Below are 20,620 nucleotides of genomic sequence, written 5' to 3'. Positions count from 1 at the left end.
CACAAGTGCTTTCGTCCAGAACACAAGTGCGTTCGTGCAGAACACAAGTCTTTTATAAAAAATTAGTTCCCTAACTCCTCAAAGAAGTTGGGAATTTGGACACCGCACATTTTTACAAATCAAATGTTGTATTGCTATACAGCAGATTTCAGGTAAATGAAGTACATATATAAAACCCAAAACCTTGTAGAGACGTAGCACTGCTACGTCTCTACACAATACTGCTCGGTTAAGAGTCGATCCCCCCAACCCCCCTTCAAAAGGCTACCGTGTATACACAAGTCGAATTACCCCCCTTAATCCCCCCTTGTAAAGGGGGGAAACCGGAAAATCTTGTTCCCTCCCCTTTACAAGGGGAGGGTTAGGGTGGGGTAAAACCCAGATTATTGAGCCAGTTCAGACTTGTGTATACACCGTAGCCTTCAAAAGGGGGGCTAAAAATGCCTTATTTTCCCCCTTTTTAAGGGGGACTAAGGGGGATCTCTGATGACTATGCACCTTAACCGAGTAGTATTGCGTCTCTACATCTATTCGATTAGAGCGCAATCTGCTGTATTTGATAACAGTACCCACAATTACGAATTACGTTAGCGAGTATTCGGGCGTCATTACGAATTATCTGTGATTCGTCCACTCAAATTTGCAATCATCAATACCAATTCAGTCAGTTGAATCGGTTTAGCTAGATGTATTTGGAAACCAGCATCAATCGCCCTTTGCCGTTCTTGCTCGGTGACATAAGCACTGATTGCTGCTGCTGGAATTTGTCGCTCGGCTTCAGTTTCAAGCTCTCTAACCTGACGAATTAGCGAGTAACCATCCTCCTCTGGCATCCCAATATCTGCTAGAAGCAGATCATATCTGCCAGGAGATTCAGTTAGAGCCGCGATCGCTTCCCTTGCCGATGTAACAACCACTACTTCAGCCCCGAAATCTTCTAACATCCACTGGATTAAGTCGCGGCTATCCTTTTGATCGTCTACAGCTAAGATGCATAACCCTTCAAGGGTAAGGGATGAATTTTTACCATCTAATGAATCTGGAGTCTCAGATAAAATGCTCGGCTCTAAATAAGTTGGCGGTGTAATCTCCGGCGGCATTGAGCGCAGAGGCAGCCTGATGATAATTGTGGTTCCTAGTTCTTGGCCTGGACTTTGCGCTTGAACTGTTCCACCGTGAAGTTCGACAATATGACGAACGATTGACAAGCCCAATCCAAGCCCCTGACTCGTTTTGCTACTGCTGGAATCTCCTTGACGGAAGCGCTCAAATACATACGGCAGCAAGTCTGCCGAGATGCCAATTCCTGTGTCGCTGACTCGAATCTCGGCGTGACTATATACAGCTTCGAGCATAACTCCCACTCGCCCATCGGCTGGAGTGAACTTAATCGCGTTAGAAAGTAAATTCCACATAACTTGCTGTAAACGGTCAAAATCTCCGACAACTATCGCCGAGTTCAACTGTGAAACAATTTGAATACCTTTCGCCTCTGCGGAAAATTGGATAGACTCAATGGCGGCATTCACTACTGAGACTAGATCGATGAGACGAGTGTTTAAATGAAGCTTTCCACTCGTAATTCGTGAGAGATCCAGCATATCATCGATTAACTGAGCCTGCACATTAGCACTCCGCTCCACCACTTCCCAGGCACGAGCGACTGCTGAAGAATCTAAATCACGGGTGCGGACGAGTTGCGCCCAGCCGAGTATAGTATTAAGCGGGTTACGAAGTTCATGGGACAAGTTCGACAAGAATTCATTTTTAGCTTGGTTGGCATTTTCCGCCTCTTGACGGGCTGATTGCTCCTGTGCCAACAACTCGGTTCGCTCTAACTCAAACCGCTTGCGATGGCTAATATCTTCAATCGCTAGCAAAATCTTTTGGCTCTCTCCCTGTTGAGCAATTTTCCAACCATTAAGCAGCATAGTTTTCTGCCCTATCTGCTCAAAACGATGCTCTACCTCCAAGTTTTGAATAGTGGTATCGTTGGCGAGAATGTCTTCTAGGATCTGTTGTAGTCCAGGTAAGTTCCACTGACCGTTCCCTAGTTCAAAAATCAGAGATTGCGTTGTCTCTGATGGTGAAACCTGAAATGTTTCATAAAACGAGCGATTGGCTTTGTTCACTCGCAAATTAGAATCAAGCACGATTAACGGCACTTGTACCGTCTCCACAATCGCTTCAGCGTAATTCCGGGCTTGTTCTAAGCTTGTGGCATTGCGTTTAAGACCATCAATATCTATTAACACCAACACTATTCCGTCAATCTGGTTTTCTGTGGTGCGATAAGGACGGATGCGGAGGTTATACCAATGTCCCCCAAAGGTTTGGACTTCTAATTCTTTAATGCCGAGTGTGTCAAGTACCTCTAAAATTAGAGCTTCTAAATCAGGAATATTCAGATTCGCTCTGATATCGCTCAAAGGTCGTCCAGCATCGGTGGGAATTAAATTGAAAAGCCGTTGCGCCATTGGCGTAAAACGTCGAACCCGTAAGTCCGAAGTCAATATCAAAATAGGAATATTGATACTGGCAAGCAAATTCGTCAGATCGTTGTTAACTTGGTGTAATTCCAGATTTCGAGAGCGAAGTTCTTCATTGGTTGTGTTGAGTTCTTCGTTGGTTGCTTGAATCTCTTCTTTAGCAGTTTCTAGCTCCTCATTGGTGCTTTGCAACTCTTCATTGCTGGAGAGGATTTCTTCATTAGCAACTTTCAGGTCTTGATTGATGTGCTCTTGATCTTGGATCACCGCTTGCAGATACTCTTGAGTCGCAGCCTTCTCTTGGTGGGCATTTGCGAGTTCTTGCCTTAGCCGAACAATCTCCTGCTCTAAGTTTAGCTGCTCAAGGCTCTCAGGATTTACCGCGTTGAGATTCTTAACTACAGGTGGGGCTTCTTCAAATAAAACCACAAAGTAGGATTCTTCGTCGGTGGAACCCTTGAATGGAATTACCTCAACATTGATGATTCTTGAAAGATCGCCCTCTTCAATTCGTAACCCTTGCTTTTTAACTAGAGTTTTTTGCCGTTGTGCCTGATAAATTGTGGCGCGTAGCTCTACAAGCAAGCCTTGGCGCACCATTTTAAATAAGTTGAGACTCGGTTTTCCAGGTGAAAGTTTTAGGTAGAGATCGATTTCTCCCCGAAGTTGCAGCACTTCCATTTTGTTGTTGATTACTACACCCACTGGGGCATAGTGATTCAAAATCAGTTGGTCAGTTTTTTTCTCTAAATCAAACTCATTTGATGGATTCTCATTGGTCAGCTTCGGTTCGTCCACTTTTGTGATCGGATAATTGCTGGTAACGAACGATAGAATTGGACGATTTGCAGTTAGCTTTTTGGCATAGATTTTATTCTTTTTATCTATCTGAGTAAATAACTCTGAATATTTACCAGTACTTTCTGAAGTCCCTAGCAGCAAAAAGCCAGTCGGGTTGAGACTGTAATGGAAGATGGGCAATATCCGTTTTTGCAACGTTTCGTCTAAGTAAATCAGTACATTCCGGCAGCTAATTAAATCTAAGTTGGAAAAAGGGGGGTCGCTACCTAAGTCTTGTCGAGCAAACACACACAGTTCGCGGACAGCTTTACTAATTTGATACCCACCGCCTTCAAGAGCATTAAAGAATCTGCGGCGGCGCTCTGGTGAGACTTCTACCATTTGATTCTCTATATAAATGCCCGATCTTGCTTTGTCAATCGCGATCTCGCTGATGTCTGTGGCAAAAATCTGGATTGGCGGCGGGGTGATTTTATCCGACAAAAACTCCAGCAAGGAGATGGCGATGGAATAGACTTCTTCGCCCGTGGAACACCCAGCTACCCAAATCCGAATCGGCAACTCTACTGATTTGTTTTGGATGATAGTGGGAAAGACTTGCTCTTTTAACAGTTGAAATGCTTCGGGGTCGCGGAAAAAATAGGTAACGTGGATCAGAATTTCTTCATAGAGCGCTCTGATTTCACTCGGATTTTCTTGCAAAAACTTGGCATAATCCTGCAAGCGTTCTAGTTTATACAACAGCATTCGGCGTTGGATTCGGCGATCGAGGGTGTTGGGCTTGTAGTGGCTAAAGTCAACGCTAGTTAGCGATCGCAATAACATAAAAATAGTCGCAAGGGCATCACCCTGTTCGGACGGCAGCTTCTCAACCGCAATCACTGATAATGATTCAGAAATAAAAGGATTGCGACTGAGGTTTATCAGTTCTTCGGCAATTTTTTGAGGCGGCAGAATAAAATCAACATTCCCACCGGCAACAGCAGTATTGGGCATACTATCGAATCTTGCTGTGTCTTCGCACTGAGCAAAAGTCACGCCTCCGGCTGCTTTGATTGCCTTTAGCCCTAGTGAACCGTCTCCATCAGCTCCAGATAAAACCACTGCGATCGCTTTGTGCTTTCGATCTGCTGCCAACGAACTAAAAAACGCATCAGCAGGCATATATTTACCCTGAACTTTCTCTCGCGGCGTGAGTTGCAACACTCCACTAGATAAGATCATCTTTGTGTTAGGCGGAATAACGTAGACTTTGTTAGGTTCTACACTTATGCCGTCTTGGACTTCAATGACGGGCATTTGAGTTTCTCTTGCCAGAATCTCGCTCAACAGACTTTTGTGGTTAGGGTCTAAGTGTTGAATCAGCACAAATGCCATCCCTGTATCGGTAAGCAAATATTTGAGCAACTCCGTAAACGCCTCTAATCCACCCGCAGAGGCGGCAATACCAACGATAGGAAATAAAGCATCTGCACTATCTTGTTGCTCTACGTCGAACGCATCATTAGCGGTAGATTCAGATACAGGTTGGTCAGAGGCTTGATCGGATGTCATAGGATGAAGTTTTGGACTGCAATAATTTGGCAGATTCAGTTTGAATTTTAGAGCAGTTTACATACTTGCCTTGTATATAATAATAGTTTAAATACAAGTTAAATAAGCAATCTAAGTTTCCTAAATCCAAATCAGTGCCAATAAATAAGAAACTAGAATAAATCCAATACCAATAATTCCACTACTTAAAAGCAAAACTAATTGAGTTAAAATAGACATTTGATAATTCGTGAGATTAATCTTATCCTTTATCAAGTTCATTAATAGCGGTTTAAAAATAATTATCTCCACAAATAAATGATCCATATCATTACTTCTAAAGAGTTAGACTACTATATCTAAGACATTCATTAAAGCTAGTTAGCATGAGGATGAGGATTATTAGCAATTGCTAAAATGCCAAGTACCGCAACAAAATCATCAACAACTACGGGTTTAGCAAAACATAGACTAAACCCAGCTAAAAGAGCGTGTTGATACATATCTTCTGTTACAGTGTTTGTTAGAGCGATCGCTGGTACTACTTTGCCTCGCTCTCCCGTAAGTGTTCTCACTTGCTGAATCAGAGCATAGCCATCATCATTTGGCGTGGAAATATCGCTTAAGAGAACATCAGGTTGCCATTGCACAAATATTTCCAGAGCTTGTCCTAAAAATGCCGCTTGCACACTTACACCATAGGATTGCAACATCGGCATCAACGAATTGCAGAAATTGACATCATTATCTACAAGCAGTACTCGTAGCCCTTCTAGGGATGAAGGATTAGTAGGAAATTGATTATTTTTATACATCAAATTTTTCAAATTGAGGTTTTTTTGAGCTTTAGAATGTCCTTACGTAATCAATACGGTTCGGATAAGCATTTTTTACTTTCCTTGTGGTCTGGGGAAAGGGTAAGGGGAAAAGGGTAAAGGATGTATTCAAAACCTTTCCCCTTTTCCCTTTAACCGAACCGTATTGCTTACGCAATACATTAAATTGGATAATTTATTTTTTCTAGTTACCCTACAGATACTAGCTTTCATGGCAGCATTGCTAATTTCAACTATCTATTTGATACATAAAAATAATTTTTATTAACACTTTTTACTTTAACATCCTATTGTTAAAGCTGAGGTTTTAGATAATGTATAAGTTGTATATTTTGTATAAATTTAGCAAGATTTTTTATTAAAATAAACATTCAAATTATTCTGATGCCTAGTAACTACTAGCAACAATTATTAATTATGTCTAAAGAAGTAGAGTTTTTATATCGTTCGGGAGTAGTTAAAACAACTTTCAATAATACTAGAACTTATGCAAAATTATGAAAAAACGAATTGCAAAGGACGCAAAGGACACGTTCGCCCTTAGCGTTCTTGAAGGGTAGGAATAAGAGTTTGAGAGAGTTTTTACGTAAGTCCTAAATATATACTTGGTTTTTATAGATGAGTTCAGTCTCTCTTATAAAATTTGCACTTGCGACTTCGACTTACATGTTGTATGGAAAGAAATCTTAAATCCAGCCCAATACGGTTTGGTTTAGGTGCATAGTCCTTAAAGATCCCTCTTAGCCCCCCTTAAAAAGGGGAAAATAGAGCCATTATGAGCAAGCCTTTTTAAGAGGAGTTGGGGGATCAAGTCTTATCCAAACCGTATTTAAATTCAGCCTCCATTTCAATAACTTAACTTTTTTGAAGAAAAATTATGATTAAGCAGTCAATGATTATTATCCTAATGGGTGTATCGGGTTCTGGCAAAACCACTATAGGAAAACTGCTAGCAGAATCGTTAGAATGGGAGTTTAGTGATGCTGACACTTTCCACTCGCCAGAGAATGTTGAGAAAATGCGGCGGGGTATCCCTCTGAGTGAAGCTGACAGGATGCCTTGGTTACAAGATTTGCAAACAGCCATAAAACATTGGCTGCAAGAAAATAAAAATGTGGTGCTGGCGTGTTCGGCTCTAAAAGACAGTTATCGGCAATTTTTGGTATTGGATAGCGATGGCTCCGCCAACGCCAAGGGCGAACGCATCAAGCTAGTTTATCTTAAAGGGTCTTATGAGTTGATTCAAATACGGTTGCAAGAGCGTAGCAATCATTACATGAGCGAAAAACTTCTCAACAGCCAGTTTGATACTCTTGAAGAACCATTAAACACCATATCTATGGATGTTGCACAACCACCCCAGGTTATTGTCCAAAATATTAAAACGGCTTTAAGAATTTAGTTTATTGCTTATAACCGGAAGATTAAGATTAATCACATCTTTATGAAAACACGAACTTTTAGCAACCAAATTACATCAGATGTAAATCTAAAGAAATTTTAAAAGTAACCACATAACTGGAGTGGTAGGAGAAAATAAGTGTTTCTAAGATTAGCGCAACAACATCAGGAATTCATTCAAGACTTGGTAATGAACTTGCAAGCCTTGACAATTACCCTTGATGGGCGTGGTTATACTGCGTCTTGTTATACATGCGGTGACCAAATGCAGAGTGCTTCATTTATGGTTAGCCTGGGAGAAAAGCACCTGATTCGGTTTTTAGTGTCTGATTATGGGATTACTTGGATGGAGTTATGGGACGATCGCGAATTAATGAAGTTAGAGGGTGCAGAAGCCATAAACCAGTTACAAGAGTTAGCTAATATTGTCAAGTATTCTCATACTATACAATTGACAAATTAACACTTCCTAACTAAGGTTGACAAAACATTAACTTTCCACTTTTAGTTAGTTCTCAAAAAAAGACAAAATGATTTTCATATATGGTAACGGCTATATTCTTCTACTCCTATAAGATAGATTTAAAATCAGATTTTTTACTCCTATAGTATTAATTTTACTTAATTCGAGTTGAGCTAAACATTACTTAATTTTTGCAAATTCTCTAGTAGTGAAATATTAACCACATAGAGATAAGAATAGTTTTATTGATTTGTAAAGTTCAATAAACCGGAATCATATTTGCAGTAATGCAGGTTAAACTAAAACAATCTAAAAGGAAATACAAATTTCCAATTTTGATAAAATCAGGTTCTAGTAAGTTTGATTAAAAGCTCTTTTTAGCTTACACACTTCCAAATATAGTTTCGCCAACAATGTGATTTGTTGAGGTAGTGTAGCGTATATTGTTTTGCTTTAAAAAGAAACCATCTAATTTAGAGCAATTAATAGCACTAGCTTAAATTATATCACATTATTAGAAACATTTGAAAGTAGTTTAAGTTGCCAAAACTAGCAGTAGTACTAGGTTATGTCTGAATTTTTTAGACTTAGCTCATATTGTAATAACTTGGCAAAAACACATTGTAATAACCTTTTTGAGATTGAAATCCGTTGTTAAAAATAGATAAAAATGAAAAGAATTTCGATCATAGCTGGCATATTAGGTTTTGCTATTGTTGGTTGCACAAATGGCGCTCAAAATGACAACACAGCTATTAATACTGGTACTAACACTGCAATTAATACTAGTGCAGAAACTAAAATTCCTACTGGAACTAAAAAATTACGAACAGTTGGCTTCACCGTTGGCGATCTAAGTAACCCTTTCTTCGTGGTTATGGGACAAGCAGTTGAGGCAGAAGCGAGGAGAATTGGCGGAAAAGATGTCACCGTTATTGTAGCTTCTAGTGCCTATGATCTCAATCAACAAGCCAATCAAATTGAAAATTTTACTGCTGCGAATGCTGACATCATTGTTTTGAATGCTGCTGATAAAAGGGGAATTAGACCAATAGTTGAAAACGCGAAACGAGCAGGTAGAATTGTTATTGCCGTAGATACAGGCGCTGAGGGAGGTGTGGATGCCACCATTACCACTAATAATGTCCAAGCTGGAGAAGTTAGTTGCAAATATATTGCTGACCGCCTCAAAGGTAAAGGTAATGTAGTAATAGTTAATGGGCCGCCCGTAGACTCGGTGATTCAGCGAATTAATGGCTGCGAGAATGTATTATCCAAATATCCCGATATCAAAATCCTTTCTAAAAACCAGAATGCAGAGGGTAGTAGGGATGGAGGACTCAGAGTTATGAGTGATTTGCTCACAACCTTTCCCAAAATTGATGCTGTTTTTGCCATTAACGATCCGAGTGGACTTGGCGCCCAACTAGCAGCAAACCAAGCACAACGTAAAGAATTCTTTATTGTCGGGGTTGATGGTGCGCCAGAAGCAATCACTGCGATCGCTGCTAAAAATAGTTTATATGCCGCAACTGCTACTCAAAATCCCCGAGGAATGGCCCAAAAAGCAGTTCAAGTTGGAAACGACATCTTAAATGGTAAAAGACCTCAGTCACCCACCATTTTGATTCCCGTTAAATTGATCACAAAAGATAATGTCAGCACAGAAAAAGGCTGGTAGATAATAATAATTGTGAATTTTTTATTAACAATTATTATTACTCTGAGTTGAGTCTTTTGGTGCATTGACAGACTTTTTGCACATACTCATGATGTATATAGATACATCTGCAAAAAGCTCTAAATTTTGGAAGACGAACTTTAGAAGTTTCCAAGATAGCGGTCGATTTTAAAAGATGATTTTGTGATGATTTTAATTTCACATCAAACAAATGTGAGTTGATTGATTGATAACTCACAGTTGCAAATTTTCAATTCTTTTTAAACGTTCTGCTCATGACAACAACTATTGAAAACTCATTTTCTGATACACCAACCACTACTCCGGTGTTAGAAATGCAGGGGATTACGAAACGCTTTCATGGTGTATCTGCACTTCAAAATGTCAATTTGACAATTTATCCAGGAGAAGTTCACGCCCTGATGGGTGAAAACGGAGCAGGTAAAAGCACATTGATGAAAATCCTAGCTGGGGCTTACATTGCCGATGAAGGAGAAATTCGCATCAATGGTCAACCCCTGAAAATTACCGATCCGGCCACAGCACGTAAGGCGGGTATTAATCTTATTTATCAAGAACTGAATGTTGCACCTAATTTAACCGTTGCCGAAAATATATTTATGGGTAGCGAGTTGCGGCGAGGTCAGCTTTTAGACCGCAAAGCTATGCAACTGGAAGCAGAGCAAGTGCTGGAAAGCCTTGGAGCCAATTTTACAGCGCAGACTGTGGTTGGTACTTTATCGATCGCAGAACAGCAGCAAGTAGAAATTGCCAGGGCGTTGAAAGACAAAAGCCGCGTTTTGGTAATGGATGAACCAACAGCAGCCCTGTCTGACCGCGAAAGTGAGCATTTATTTGAGGTAATTCGCAAACTGCGGCGTGATGGCATAGCCATTATCTACATCAGCCATCGGATGGAAGAAATCTATGCCCTAGCTGACAGGATTAGTGTACTGCGCGATGGTCAATATATTGGCAGTCTGACACGCAGTGAAATTTCTCCCCAACGATTGGTGCAGATGATGGTCGGTCGCTCCATGCAAGACTTTTACGAACATCAACGACAAATGCATCCGGGCCCAGTCGTGCTAGAAGTCAGAAATATGAGCGATACGCGAAAGAAAGTTGAGCCGACTAGTTTTAAAGTTCATGCTGGAGAAATTGTTGGTTTAGCGGGGCTGGTTGGTGCAGGACGCACAGAACTATCTCGGTTGGTTTTTGGTGCAGACCGCAAAGCCAGTGGTGAAGTATTCTTAAACGGCAAAAAACTGGAAATTAATACACCCAGTGATGCCATTGCAGCAGGAATTGGCTACGTTCCAGAAGACCGCAAAGACCAAGGTTTATTTCTAGAGATGAGCGCCCGCAAGAATATTGCTATCAATACACTCAAGCAGGATGCAAAGGCTGGAGTTGTTAACTGGGGTTCAGTTAATCAGTTGTCAACAGACGCAGTGGAAAACTTTAATATCCGCCTAGCCAATTTGGAAATTAGAGCATTGGATCTTTCCGGTGGTAATCAGCAGAAGCTACTGCTAGCGCGTTGGTTAGCCATTAAACCGAGAGTTTTGATGTTAGATGAGCCTACACGCGGTGTAGATATCGGTGCCAAAAGCGAAATTTACCGAATTATGAGCGAATTGGCAGCACAAGGTGTAGCTATTTTAATGGTTTCCAGCGAACTAGCGGAAATTGTTGGCATGAGCGATCGCGTCTTAGTGATGCGAGAAGGCCAGCTAGTAGGCGAACTGGACGGCAGTCTTGGTCAAGAAATTACCCAAGAAAAAATTATGCACTACGCAACCGGAGCATCGGAGGTATTAGAATCATGAGTCAGACCGTTAGACCGCCTGCGAATAAATTAGCCAACGATCCTGCATCCCGTAACCGGAAATCAATTAGCAGTCTTTTGGAAGTTGCAGGTATTTTGCCAATCCTAATAATTATCTGCATCTTATTTGCATTTCTTTCTCCCAACTTCCTTACAGCCGGTAACATCGTTAATGTCTTGCGTCAGGCATCAATCAATATTGTGCTGGCGACAGGAATGACCTTTGTAATTCTCACCGGAGGTATTGACCTTTCTGTTGGTTCAATCTTAGGTGTTTCTGCCGTAGTTGCCTTATTAGTATCGCTACTGCCAGCTTTGAGTTGGGCAGCCGTGCCTGCTGCGTTGCTAGCAGGATTGCTTTTAGGCTTAATCAACGGCGCTATCATAACCTTTTTGGATGTACCACCTTTTATTGTCACATTGGGTTCACTTACAGCCTTGCGGGGTCTGGCCTTTTTAGTTGCCAAAGGAACAACACTGATTAACCTGGATATAAATTTTGCTTGGGTGGGTAATACATATCTCGGCCCCTTTCCTTGGCTAGTGATAATTGCGCTACTGTCTGTAATAGTTAGTTGGTTTGTGCTGCGGCAAACTGTTTTAGGAGTGCAGATATATGCCGTTGGAGGTAACGAGCGGGCAGCCAGATTAACAGGGATTAAAGTGAATCGTGTCTTGCTATTTGTCTATGGCATTAGTGGATTACTGGCAGGTTTAGCAGGAATCATGAGTGCCAGCCGTCTTTATAGTGCTAGTGGTATCTTAGGTCAAGGTTACGAATTAGATGCGATCGCAGCTGTTATTCTAGGTGGAACCAGCTTCACAGGCGGTATTGGTACTATTGGCGGCACACTTCTAGGTGCATTAATTATTGCTATTCTCAACAACGGTTTAACCTTGTTGAACCTATCTTACTTCTGGCAACTAGTTGTCAAAGGACTAGTAATTATTTTGGCAGTTGTAATTGATAGACTCCGCAGACGTTCCAGACGGTAAATAATCAAAGTCTTTGGGCATGGGAAAGAGGACTTGGGGACAAAGAGAATTGGGGACAAGGAGAAAGACTTGTTGGAAGTTCTAAACTTTTGTCCCCTTGTCCCCTCTGCTCCCCTGCTCCCCTGCTCCTCTGCTCCCCACTCCCCACTCCCAATATATAAACTATGTCTTCCACTACTATTCGTCGTAAATCCAATACATTTTATGTAATTTTGATTGCTTGTGCTGCTGCCCTCGGCGGCTTTCTGTTCGGTTTTGATACTGCTGTAATTAACGGCGCGGTTTTATCTCTAGCAAAAGCTTTTAATACCAGTAGTTGGGTAACTGGACTAGCAGTATCCTTAGCTTTGCTGGGGTCTGCCATAGGAGCCTTCTTTGCTGGACAGATTGCAGACCGTTATGGTCGAGTTAAAGCAATGGTGGTCGCTTCAGTATTGTTTACTATTAGTGCCATTGGCTCTGGGATTGCCTTCACTATCTGGGATTTTATCTTTTGGCGACTATTGGGTGGGATTGGAATCGGCGTTGCTAGCGTCATCGCGCCAGCTTACATCGCCGAATGTTCTCCTACCCATTTGCGGGGAAGGTTAGGATCTCTGCAACAATTAGCGATCGTAGTAGGAATTTTCGTCGCTTTATTGAGCGACGACTTTATCGCTGTATCAGCAGGTTCCGCAGACTCGCCGTTTTTGTTTGGGGTTGCAGCTTGGCGCTGGATGTTTTGGACAGCAGTTCCACCAGCAGTATTTTACGGAATGATCGCTTTCACAATTCCTGAATCTCCCCGTTACTTAGTTGCCAAAGGACGGGAGCCAGAAGCTGCTAACGTTCTGACCAAAATTTTGGGGGGTGACGTGCTGCCAAAAATTGAAGAAATTCGGCAGACAGTGCTTCAAGAACGCCAGCCTAAGTTTTCTGACCTTTTAAGCAGAAGTGGCGCACTCCTCCCCATTGTTTGGATAGGAATAGGCTTATCTGTATTACAGCAATTCGTTGGTATTAATGTAATCTTCTACTACAGCAGTGTTTTGTGGCGTTCAGTTGGGTTCTCAGAAAAAGATTCCCTAACGATCACAGTGATTACAGGAGCCGTCAACATTATTACAACATTGATTGCGATCGCCTTTGTAGATAAATTTGGTCGCAAGCCCTTGCTTATACTAGGGTCGATTGGCATGACCTTGACCTTGGGAACGATGGCTTATCTTTTTGGCAACGCTCCCCTAGATGCTGCTGGGAACCCCAATCTCACCGGAAGCGCCGGAACTCTGGCTCTCATTGCAGCCAACCTCTATGTATTTTGCTTCGGTTTCTCCTGGGGGCCAGTAGTTTGGGTACTGTTGGGAGAAATGTTTAATAATAAAATCCGAGCGGCTGCACTTTCAATTGCTGCTGCAATGCAATGGGTTGCAAATTTCCTCGTCTCCACAACATTTCCTCCTATACTGAAAAATTTCGGCCTAGGTTCTGCCTATGGACTCTATACAATTGCAGCAGCTACCTCATTCTTTTTTATTCTCTTTTTTATTAGAGAAACCAAAGGAATTGAGTTAGAAGATATGTAATTCGTATCTCTGTATCCTCTGCGGCAAGCACCTACGCATCGACCAACCGCAGAGGCAAAATAGACGCAGAGAAAAGAAAGAGAGATTTTCACAAATAATTTAAAAAAAAGAATGCGACAAATAGACCACTTGTAGAGACGCGATTCATCGCGTCTTTACCCAATGATGTGTTGCAATCATCAATTGAAATCGTATAAAAATTAATTTTAGACAGTTTTAAGTATTGTTTAATTATCAATTAATAAACAATCAATCGTTCATAAAATTGTTTTAATTAAACTAAATATCAGCTTCTAATATGTAAATTTAACGCTGATTATTTTAGAAGATAAAAGCTTTTATTGTAATGCTATTTTTTATCTACAAAATCATAAAAAAACCATTATCAAGCAATAAATCAATGCTAAAAATTATTTTTCATAGCTTTTTTATCTTATTTTTGGTAATTCCAGCAGTTTGGGCAGCACCTCCAAAAGATGATTCTAATGCAGCAGATGCTAATAGAAATTTAGAGGGACAAGTTAATTCTGTTTCCCAACTTTCTGATATCAAACCGAGCGATTGGGCATTTCAGGCATTGCAATCGCTGGTGGAACGTTATGGCTGTATTGCAGGTTATCCTAACGCAACCTATCGCGGCGATCGCGCCTTGAGTCGTTATGAATTTGCAGCTGGTTTAAATGCCTGTTTAGACCGGGTGAATGAATTAATTGCTGCGGGTACTAATGATTTAGTTAAAAAAGAAGATTTGACAGTGTTGCAAAATTTGCAAACAGAGTTTGCGACAGAATTAGCAACTCTGCGTGGGCGGGTGGATACACTGGAGGCACACACAGCAACGTTGGAGGCACAGCAATTTTCTACTACTACCAAGCTGACTGCTCAAATTATTACCGCCGTTAGTGATACTTTTGGTAATAGGGTGGGTGGCGATCGCGATGATTCTCGCCCTTACTTTGCAAACCGGGGTCGTCTCAACTTAGAGAGTAGCTTTACCGGGAAAGATTTGTTGCGAGTCCGGCTAGAGTTTGGCAACTTTGCTAATTCTAATGGTACAAGCCAAATTGCCGCCGCCACAGGTACAGGCATGACCCGCCTGAACTTCGATTATGATAGCAACGAGACACTTCTTATTCCCCACATCCGTTACTACTTCCCAGTCAGCGATTCTCTTAACTTCGTTGTTGGGCCCACAGGTATTGGTTACACCGATATTTCAACCACCGTCACTCCCCCCACAATAGCTGATGACGGTAATGGGGTTCCCTCACTATTTGGATCATACAGTCCCTTATTCCGGCGAGGTGGCGGTGGTGCAGCCGCTAACTGGAACATTACCAAAGACTTGGTTCTCACCTTGGGTTATTTAGCAAGCAGTCCTAATGTGCCATCGGCTAGCAACGGCTTGTTTGATGGTGGCTACAACGCCTTAGCGCACTTAGCTTATTATGGTGAACAAGGAGCGATCGGTGTTGCCTACTCTCATGGCTATAGCCCTGCTGGAACAGTCAATGTCGCAGCTGGGACGGGTAGCGTCCTATCAAATGCTCCCTTTGGAAACAACATTGCTACTTCCAACGATATTGTCGGCGCACAGGGATTTTATCGCTTTTCCCCGAATTTCCAAATCCACGCTTGGGGTGGATATATTTGGGCAAATGCCGAGAGTTCTGGTTTGAGTGATGTTTCCAATGGCAGGGGTGGAACAGATTCTCTATTTGTCAACAATGGTGACAATGCCAACGTCTGGTTTGGGGCGATCGGTATGTCGTTTCCCGATGTGGGGGGTGAGGGTAACTTGCCAGGAATTCTCTTTGGTATACCGCCGCGTGTCTCTAACAGTGATGTCCGTCAAGACCGAGATAACGCCTACCATATCGAAGCATTCTATCGCTATCGCCTAAACGATAATATTTCAGTTACTCCTGGTTTTTGGGTGATTCTCAACCCAGAAAACGACAGCAGGAATGATACGCAGTATGTGGGTGTGATTCGCACAACCTTCGATTTTTAACCGAGATCAATTGTGAGTTGTTGAGGTTAGATTTTGGTCGATGAGTTAGTCTGCATCACAATAGCTCCGGTTGGATAACGGCTGGTTTCAGACGATTCCAAGGTCACGAATAACCCAGAGATACCTGTGTCATAAAAGTCAGCAGGCATCCAAAACTTATCTAGCACCTTTCCTTGGGGATTAATTTTTACAGTACCACAGGGAATTTTTTCGCCATCAGCGATCGCCCAAAGTCGATAGACCTTACCTGTAGGTGGAGCCACCAGATTTTGCACGACTAGAATTCCCTGCCGTTGTCCTAAATTCACAACAAAGCTACCCGCAGCAGTATTTGACGCATTCACAGCCTTGAGAGAGAAAAGTTGCGTCTGGGACTGTTGCAGTAAGGTATTGATGTTTTGAGCCATGCCCAAATCTTGTCGCAAGCGATAGTTATCTACTCCTAAACACAGAATTAAGAGTGCCGCGACACTACCCATGACGGTATACCAGAGCCGAGGCTGTTTGTGTCGGGAGGTCAGTTGAGTGGTAGTAGCTGTTGCCAGGATGACAGACCGGAGATGGGGAGGGGGTTCAACGCTGTTTAAGTCACGAGCCACCTGGTCTAAGACCTCTCGCAACTGATTCACTTGTACTACCAATGCCGGATTTTCCATCAGCAGTTGCTCGAAAGCTGCGACTTCAGTGCGATCGAGGTCGCCCACTACATAGCCTGCTGCTAAGGTTTCGATTGCTTCAGGGGTGAGAGGTTCAGTCATAACCTTAGTCAATTGAGTCTCGTAAAAGTTGCTTCAGTTTCAGAAGTCCCTGGCGAGTCCAGCTTTTGACGCTTCCCAGGGGTTTATGCAGTTGTTGGGCAATTTCTGATTGGCTTAGTCCAGCATCATAGGCCAGTTCAATCACCTGCCGTTGTTGAGCGGAAAGTTGAGCTAATGCCTGCCGCACTTGCTGCGATCGCTCATTGAAAACAGCCTGCTCAACCGGAGTATGGGCGGGGGGTGCAGCAGTGACGTTCTGCCCCCAACGTTGCACCAAATTAAGAGTGCGACTGTGCGATCGCAGTTTGTCAATCGCCCGCGATCGAGTCATGACAATCAGGTAGCGCATCAAATGACCGTGTTTGGCAGAGTCAACCGGGCGCTGCCATAGCGATAGAAAAATTTCCTGAGTCAGGTCTTCTGCTTCCGGCTGGCTTTGCAACACTTTCAGCGCCACTCCATACACCACACTGCCATAGCGATCGTAGAGACACCCTAAGGCCGCTGGAAGATGTGCCTTCAAGTCATCCAAGAGTGCGGCATCACTCTTGGATGACGGTTCCGATGAACGGCGATCGGGAGAACTTAGATCCATAGATTCAGGTGAATAGACCGGGGCTAATTTCTCTGCAAAAATGCCTAATGCATCTTGCAACGTGAGTGCCAATCCTGATTTCACAACTTCTTTTGAGTATAGAGCAAACTTACTTTCATCTCTTAAACGATTGGTGAAGCTAATTGGATGAGCGTAGCCTCAAAATTTTGTCGAAGTGGGTTATTTTGTTTTGATTTCTTAAGATTAGCTCGCACCATAAACCAAGCGAACCGTAAACATCAGCCAGCGAGAGCATTTGAAGAATTTAAATCCAAAATTGGTTCTCAGTCGTCTTAAAAGTAGAGACAAGTAAGTAACCCAATTAGCATTCTTTTCAGGCAGAAGTTGCAACTGAATTTCTGAAATCACGCTAATTGCTTACCTGCCCACTCCTACAGCTTTTAAAACTGGGCATTGCACTGCAATGTCCCGACGAAATTTATATCGTCAACCCGCAAAGTTCTTCTTTAGCTTGTCATAATTTTGCACCTTTGGCAGTTTGGATTCAACCAATTTGCCTGAAAGTTTGTGCTGCATCCAAGCATTGAAGGTCAGTAAAACTGCTGTAGTTAAATAACCAATCCCAGAGGTAATTCTATGCGACGCTCTATTTCTACGATGTTAACAACACTGCTTCTTTGCGCTGCCATTTTGCCTGCTGCGGCGCAGTCCCAAACCGCACCAATCAGCCTTAATCTTTATGCAGCAAATCAACATAGAGCAAACCAGATCAGACCTTTTAATCTGGCTTATCTGGCTTATCAAGGTTACTTAAAAGACCAAGGCATTCCCAGCAATGGTGTCCTGATTGACGCGATCGCATCTGGATCAATTACGGCTCAAGATATTATTCAAGCTGCTGTCAAAACGAATCGACTACCTAAGCAAACGCTAAACGATCAAGGCTATCGCCATAACCTTGAAGAGCAACTGAAAGGATTTACAGCAGACTAAAAAACTGGCATTACTGAATCATTCATGACCGAAGAGGCAGGGGGGCAGGGTAGAAAGATATTGAAATTCCCCTGCAAAAAGGGTTTTAATCCCCAGCAAAAATATTTATTTCGATAGCGCAGCGTTAGCGAGTCATCGAGCGTCGATGCATAGCACGAGAAATAATACGTCCTTGTTTCAGCAGCCCTACATTTATTTATGGGGTTTCCCCGCCGCTCCCTGCCCCCTGCCCCTTTTCCTCTTCTTTGACTCAGATGTGAAACAACGCCGCAATTCAAATCCTATAGGAAAGCATTCGGACATTCATTTTAGCGTCCTTTCCAGCACTTGATTACCTAATGCTTTACCTCTACCGATTAAATGTTGATGAACATCCTTACAAGAATACTCAAACGATGAAAAACACACTTCGCAAGTACCATCGGCTAATTGCCACACTCTTTTGTTTGCCGTTACTCTTTACTGCTGTGACTGGCTGCTTTGTTGCTATCGCCGACACATGGTTGCATCAAGAAGAGCTTGCTGCATTTTTAATCACTGTTCACACCTTGCAAATCTTCAAACTCGATGCCATTGTGCCAGTTTTGAATGGGCTAGGTCTGATTGGCTTAGTGGCTACCGGACTCTCGCTGACAGGACTGTTTCGTCATCAACCAAAGCGAATGGGAGGACGCTCATGAAATACATTTCTTATTTTTTCATAGCGATCGCTAGTGCCTTTTTGGTCATCCTGTTGTCGTTGTCATCCTGTAGTCCGAACCATAAGGCAATGACTAGCCATAGCCAACCAATGGTGATGAAACAACCCAAGTCCCAACCCCAAACTAGCCAACAAACTGCCGATGCTACGGTCAAAATTCGTAATTTCAAATTTGAGCCAGCGAATTTGGCGATCGCTGTTGGTAAAACTGTTCAATTTCTCAATGTCGATGAAGAACCCCACACGGCTACGTCTACGGATGGTACTTTCAACTCTAAAGCACTAGATACCAATCAAACCTGGAACTACACCGCTACTAAACCAGGTATCTATCCCTATATTTGCTCAGTTCATCCCTTTATGAAAGGGACGTTGACGGTAACACAAAAGAAATAACCAGAGGAATACCAATGCAACGCAGAAAATTTATTGAACACGTAGGTTGGACAGGACTCGGCATTATGTGGACTGTTGGCGGAAACGGCTTATTGACTGCCTGTCAGGTAGGAGAACCAAATGCTCAAAAATCATCCACGACTTTACCGTTTTCTTTCGTTCAAATTAGCGATACGCACATCGGTTTCAAAAAACCTGCAAATGAACATGTAACCGATACGCTCCAGAAAACGATCAATGCAATCAATGCTTTACCCACTCCACCCGCCTTTGTCATTCACACTGGAGACATCTCTCATTTGTCTAAACCAGAAGAATTTGATCAGGCCAAACAACTGCTTTCTCAATTGAAAGTCCCACTGTTTACCCTACCAGGGGAACACGATACAATTGGCGATCGCGGCAAAGCCTATGAAGAAGCCTTTAACCGAAAGGATGTCAAAGAAGGCTTACAGGTTTGGGATCAGGCGGGAATACACTTTGTCTCCTTAACTAATGTCCTAGACTTTGGGGCAACCGGTACGGGTAAACTGGGTCAGGCGCAATTGGACTACCTAGCAAAAGATTTAGCAGCGCAAAAACAGGATAAGCCTCTAGTTGTTTTCAGCCATATTCCCCTGTATGACCTTTATCCCAAATGGGGATGGGCAACTGCCGATTCGGCAAAGTTGCTTTCACTGCTATCTCGTTTTGCATCGGTAACAGTGTTAACGGGACATATCCATCAAGTGATTGAGCATAGCGAAGGCAATATTCGCTTCCACACTGCTGCGGCGACTGCTTATCCCCTCCCTGCTCCAGGTCACGGCGATCAGCCTGCTCCCGTCAAACTGCCCGAAAATAATCTCTTAGCGGTACTCGGATTCCGCACAGTTGAAATAGTTTCCCTTAAAGATACTAGAGTTGACCAACATACTCTCTTGTAGAAATATGGTTTAACAACATTATGCTCTGTTAGACAAAGGAATAATTTTTCGAGCGGGTATTTGGTATAAGTTGAAACTTGATTTTCTGCACAACCGAGAATTATCTTGATTCTAGGAACCATTGGTTTTCAACAGATAAGCTGCACATCGTGTGAGTTATCTGAATTCTAAAAACCATTGGTTCCCAAGAAATAAGCTGCACATCGCGTGAGTTAACTGAATTCTAGGAACTATTAATTTTTAAGAGATAGAAATTCCCCTTTTTAAATCAATGAACAGTTAACACTAAACACTGAATCTAGTAGTTCGCCAAGGAAACTTGGCGGGGTAAAGGGCAAGGGGGAAAGGGAAAAGATGTTTACTCCTTTAACCTTTCCCCAATTCCTGCGCCCTCACTTAGCATTTTTGGGTTGGCAGACTACTAGATAATTAGCTATTGTGGTGGATTAGGGCGATCAACACCAGGAGGATGAGGAGGAACGCCTAGTGCATCCTTTAACTGTTGTTCACTAACTCCTAACTTTGCTGCCGCCGCCTTAAAATCAGGTCGAGGTGGACGTTGATTGCGATCGCCTGGATTGGGAGGATTAGCAGGAACTCCCAATGCATCCTTTAACTGTTGTTCACTAACTCCTAACTTTGCCGCCGCCGCCTTAAAATCAGGTCGAGGTGGGCGTTGAT

15 protein-coding genes and 1 pseudogene are annotated in these 20,620 nt (G+C 42.6%); 11 read left to right on the top strand and 5 right to left on the bottom strand.

Features of this window, described 5'->3' with window-relative positions:
- Positions 1-608: 608 nt before the first annotated feature.
- Positions 609-4,844 carry a chemotaxis protein CheB gene (locus RMY00_RS11110; protein ID WP_322647587.1) on the bottom strand — a complete coding sequence of 1,412 codons (4,236 nt, stop codon included), beginning with the start codon at positions 4,842-4,844 and terminating at the stop codon, positions 609-611.
- Positions 4,845-5,200: 356 nt separating this feature from the next.
- Positions 5,201-5,638, bottom strand: coding sequence for a response regulator (locus RMY00_RS11105; RefSeq protein ID WP_322647586.1), 438 nt, complete (start codon positions 5,636-5,638; stop codon positions 5,201-5,203).
- A gap of 913 nt (positions 5,639-6,551) precedes the next feature.
- Here RMY00_RS11105 and RMY00_RS11100 point away from each other — a divergent pair.
- From RMY00_RS11100 to RMY00_RS11070, 7 genes are all read left to right on the top strand, one after another.
- Positions 6,552-7,061, top strand: a complete 510-nt coding sequence (locus RMY00_RS11100; RefSeq protein WP_322647629.1) for a gluconokinase — start codon at positions 6,552-6,554, stop codon at positions 7,059-7,061.
- A gap of 138 nt (positions 7,062-7,199) precedes the next feature.
- Positions 7,200-7,523, top strand: coding sequence for a DUF1815 family protein (locus RMY00_RS11095; protein WP_322647585.1), 324 nt, complete (start codon positions 7,200-7,202; stop codon positions 7,521-7,523).
- 670 nt (positions 7,524-8,193) lie between these two features.
- Positions 8,194-9,204: an ABC transporter substrate-binding protein gene (locus tag RMY00_RS11090; RefSeq protein ID WP_322647584.1), complete on the top strand. Its 1,011-nt coding sequence runs from the start codon at positions 8,194-8,196 to the stop codon at positions 9,202-9,204.
- 275 nt (positions 9,205-9,479) lie between these two features.
- A complete protein-coding gene (locus RMY00_RS11085; RefSeq protein ID WP_322647583.1) occupies positions 9,480-11,036 on the top strand; it encodes a sugar ABC transporter ATP-binding protein in 1,557 nt (518 codons plus the stop codon).
- Entirely contained in the window at positions 11,033-12,031 is a 999-nt protein-coding gene (locus RMY00_RS11080; protein WP_322647582.1) for an ABC transporter permease subunit, read from the top strand. Before RMY00_RS11085 ends, RMY00_RS11080 begins: the two co-directional genes overlap by 4 nt.
- 164 nt (positions 12,032-12,195) lie before the next feature.
- Positions 12,196-13,596 carry a sugar porter family MFS transporter gene (locus tag RMY00_RS11075; protein ID WP_322647581.1) on the top strand — a complete coding sequence of 467 codons (1,401 nt, stop codon included), beginning with the start codon at positions 12,196-12,198 and terminating at the stop codon, positions 13,594-13,596.
- Between the two features lie 400 nt (positions 13,597-13,996).
- Positions 13,997-15,610, top strand: coding sequence for an iron uptake porin (locus RMY00_RS11070; protein WP_322647580.1), 1,614 nt, complete (start codon positions 13,997-13,999; stop codon positions 15,608-15,610).
- Between the two features lie 26 nt (positions 15,611-15,636).
- Here the strand turns inward: RMY00_RS11070 and RMY00_RS11065 are convergent, their stop codons facing one another.
- Both RMY00_RS11065 and RMY00_RS11060 read right to left on the bottom strand, forming a co-directional pair.
- Positions 15,637-16,368, bottom strand: coding sequence for an anti-sigma factor (locus RMY00_RS11065; RefSeq protein ID WP_322647579.1), 732 nt, complete (start codon positions 16,366-16,368; stop codon positions 15,637-15,639).
- A gap of 4 nt (positions 16,369-16,372) precedes the next feature.
- The gene (locus RMY00_RS11060; protein ID WP_322647578.1) at positions 16,373-17,047 is read right to left on the bottom strand and encodes a sigma-70 family RNA polymerase sigma factor; all 675 of its coding nucleotides are present in this window, start codon (positions 17,045-17,047) and stop codon (positions 16,373-16,375) included.
- Positions 17,048-17,560: 513 nt separating this feature from the next.
- On the opposite strand from RMY00_RS11060, the gene RMY00_RS11055 reads away from it, so the two are divergent.
- The 4 genes from RMY00_RS11055 to RMY00_RS11040 all read left to right on the top strand — a co-directional run bounded on the left by RMY00_RS11055 (position 17,561) and on the right by RMY00_RS11040 (position 19,939).
- Complete coding sequence (locus tag RMY00_RS11055) at positions 17,561-17,917, top strand: hypothetical protein (protein ID WP_322647577.1); 357 nt, start codon at positions 17,561-17,563, stop codon at positions 17,915-17,917.
- A 395-nt stretch (positions 17,918-18,312) separates the two neighbouring features.
- Positions 18,313-18,597, top strand: a complete 285-nt coding sequence (locus tag RMY00_RS11050) for a peptidase (RefSeq protein WP_322647576.1) — start codon at positions 18,313-18,315, stop codon at positions 18,595-18,597.
- Positions 18,594-19,013 (top strand): cupredoxin family copper-binding protein, encoded by a 420-nt coding sequence (locus tag RMY00_RS11045; RefSeq protein WP_322647575.1) that lies wholly within the window; start codon positions 18,594-18,596, stop codon positions 19,011-19,013. The genes RMY00_RS11050 and RMY00_RS11045 overlap by 4 nt, the downstream gene beginning before the upstream one ends.
- Before the next feature lie 14 nt (positions 19,014-19,027).
- Complete coding sequence (locus tag RMY00_RS11040) at positions 19,028-19,939, top strand: metallophosphoesterase family protein (RefSeq protein ID WP_322647574.1); 912 nt, start codon at positions 19,028-19,030, stop codon at positions 19,937-19,939.
- Positions 19,940-20,372: 433 nt separating this feature from the next.
- Here the strand turns inward: RMY00_RS11040 and RMY00_RS11035 are convergent.
- Positions 20,373-20,620: pseudogene (locus tag RMY00_RS11035) on the bottom strand (hypothetical protein); the annotation flags it as partial.

Origin of the sequence: Nostoc sp. ChiVER01 (assembly GCF_034531155.1) — a bacterium.
Classification (GTDB): Bacteria; Cyanobacteriota; Cyanobacteriia; order Cyanobacteriales; family Nostocaceae; genus Nostoc.
This window is presented reverse-complemented; position numbering and strand designations above follow the sequence as displayed.

Coding starts and splice junctions, on each gene's coding strand:
- RMY00_RS11110 (WP_322647587.1), bottom strand. CDS start 4,844: ATGACATCCGATCAAGCCTCTGACCAACCTGTATCTGAATCTACCGCT.
- RMY00_RS11105 (WP_322647586.1), bottom strand. CDS start 5,638: ATGTATAAAAATAATCAATTTCCTACTAATCCTTCATCCCTAGAAGGG.
- RMY00_RS11100 (WP_322647629.1), top strand. CDS start 6,552: ATGATTATTATCCTAATGGGTGTATCGGGTTCTGGCAAAACCACTATA.
- RMY00_RS11090 (WP_322647584.1), top strand. CDS start 8,194: ATGAAAAGAATTTCGATCATAGCTGGCATATTAGGTTTTGCTATTGTT.
- RMY00_RS11085 (WP_322647583.1), top strand. CDS start 9,480: ATGACAACAACTATTGAAAACTCATTTTCTGATACACCAACCACTACT.
- RMY00_RS11080 (WP_322647582.1), top strand. CDS start 11,033: ATGAGTCAGACCGTTAGACCGCCTGCGAATAAATTAGCCAACGATCCT.
- RMY00_RS11075 (WP_322647581.1), top strand. CDS start 12,196: ATGTCTTCCACTACTATTCGTCGTAAATCCAATACATTTTATGTAATT.
- RMY00_RS11070 (WP_322647580.1), top strand. CDS start 13,997: ATGCTAAAAATTATTTTTCATAGCTTTTTTATCTTATTTTTGGTAATT.
- RMY00_RS11065 (WP_322647579.1), bottom strand. CDS start 16,368: ATGACTGAACCTCTCACCCCTGAAGCAATCGAAACCTTAGCAGCAGGC.
- RMY00_RS11055 (WP_322647577.1), top strand. CDS start 17,561: ATGCGACGCTCTATTTCTACGATGTTAACAACACTGCTTCTTTGCGCT.
- RMY00_RS11050 (WP_322647576.1), top strand. CDS start 18,313: ATGAAAAACACACTTCGCAAGTACCATCGGCTAATTGCCACACTCTTT.
- RMY00_RS11045 (WP_322647575.1), top strand. CDS start 18,594: ATGAAATACATTTCTTATTTTTTCATAGCGATCGCTAGTGCCTTTTTG.
- RMY00_RS11040 (WP_322647574.1), top strand. CDS start 19,028: ATGCAACGCAGAAAATTTATTGAACACGTAGGTTGGACAGGACTCGGC.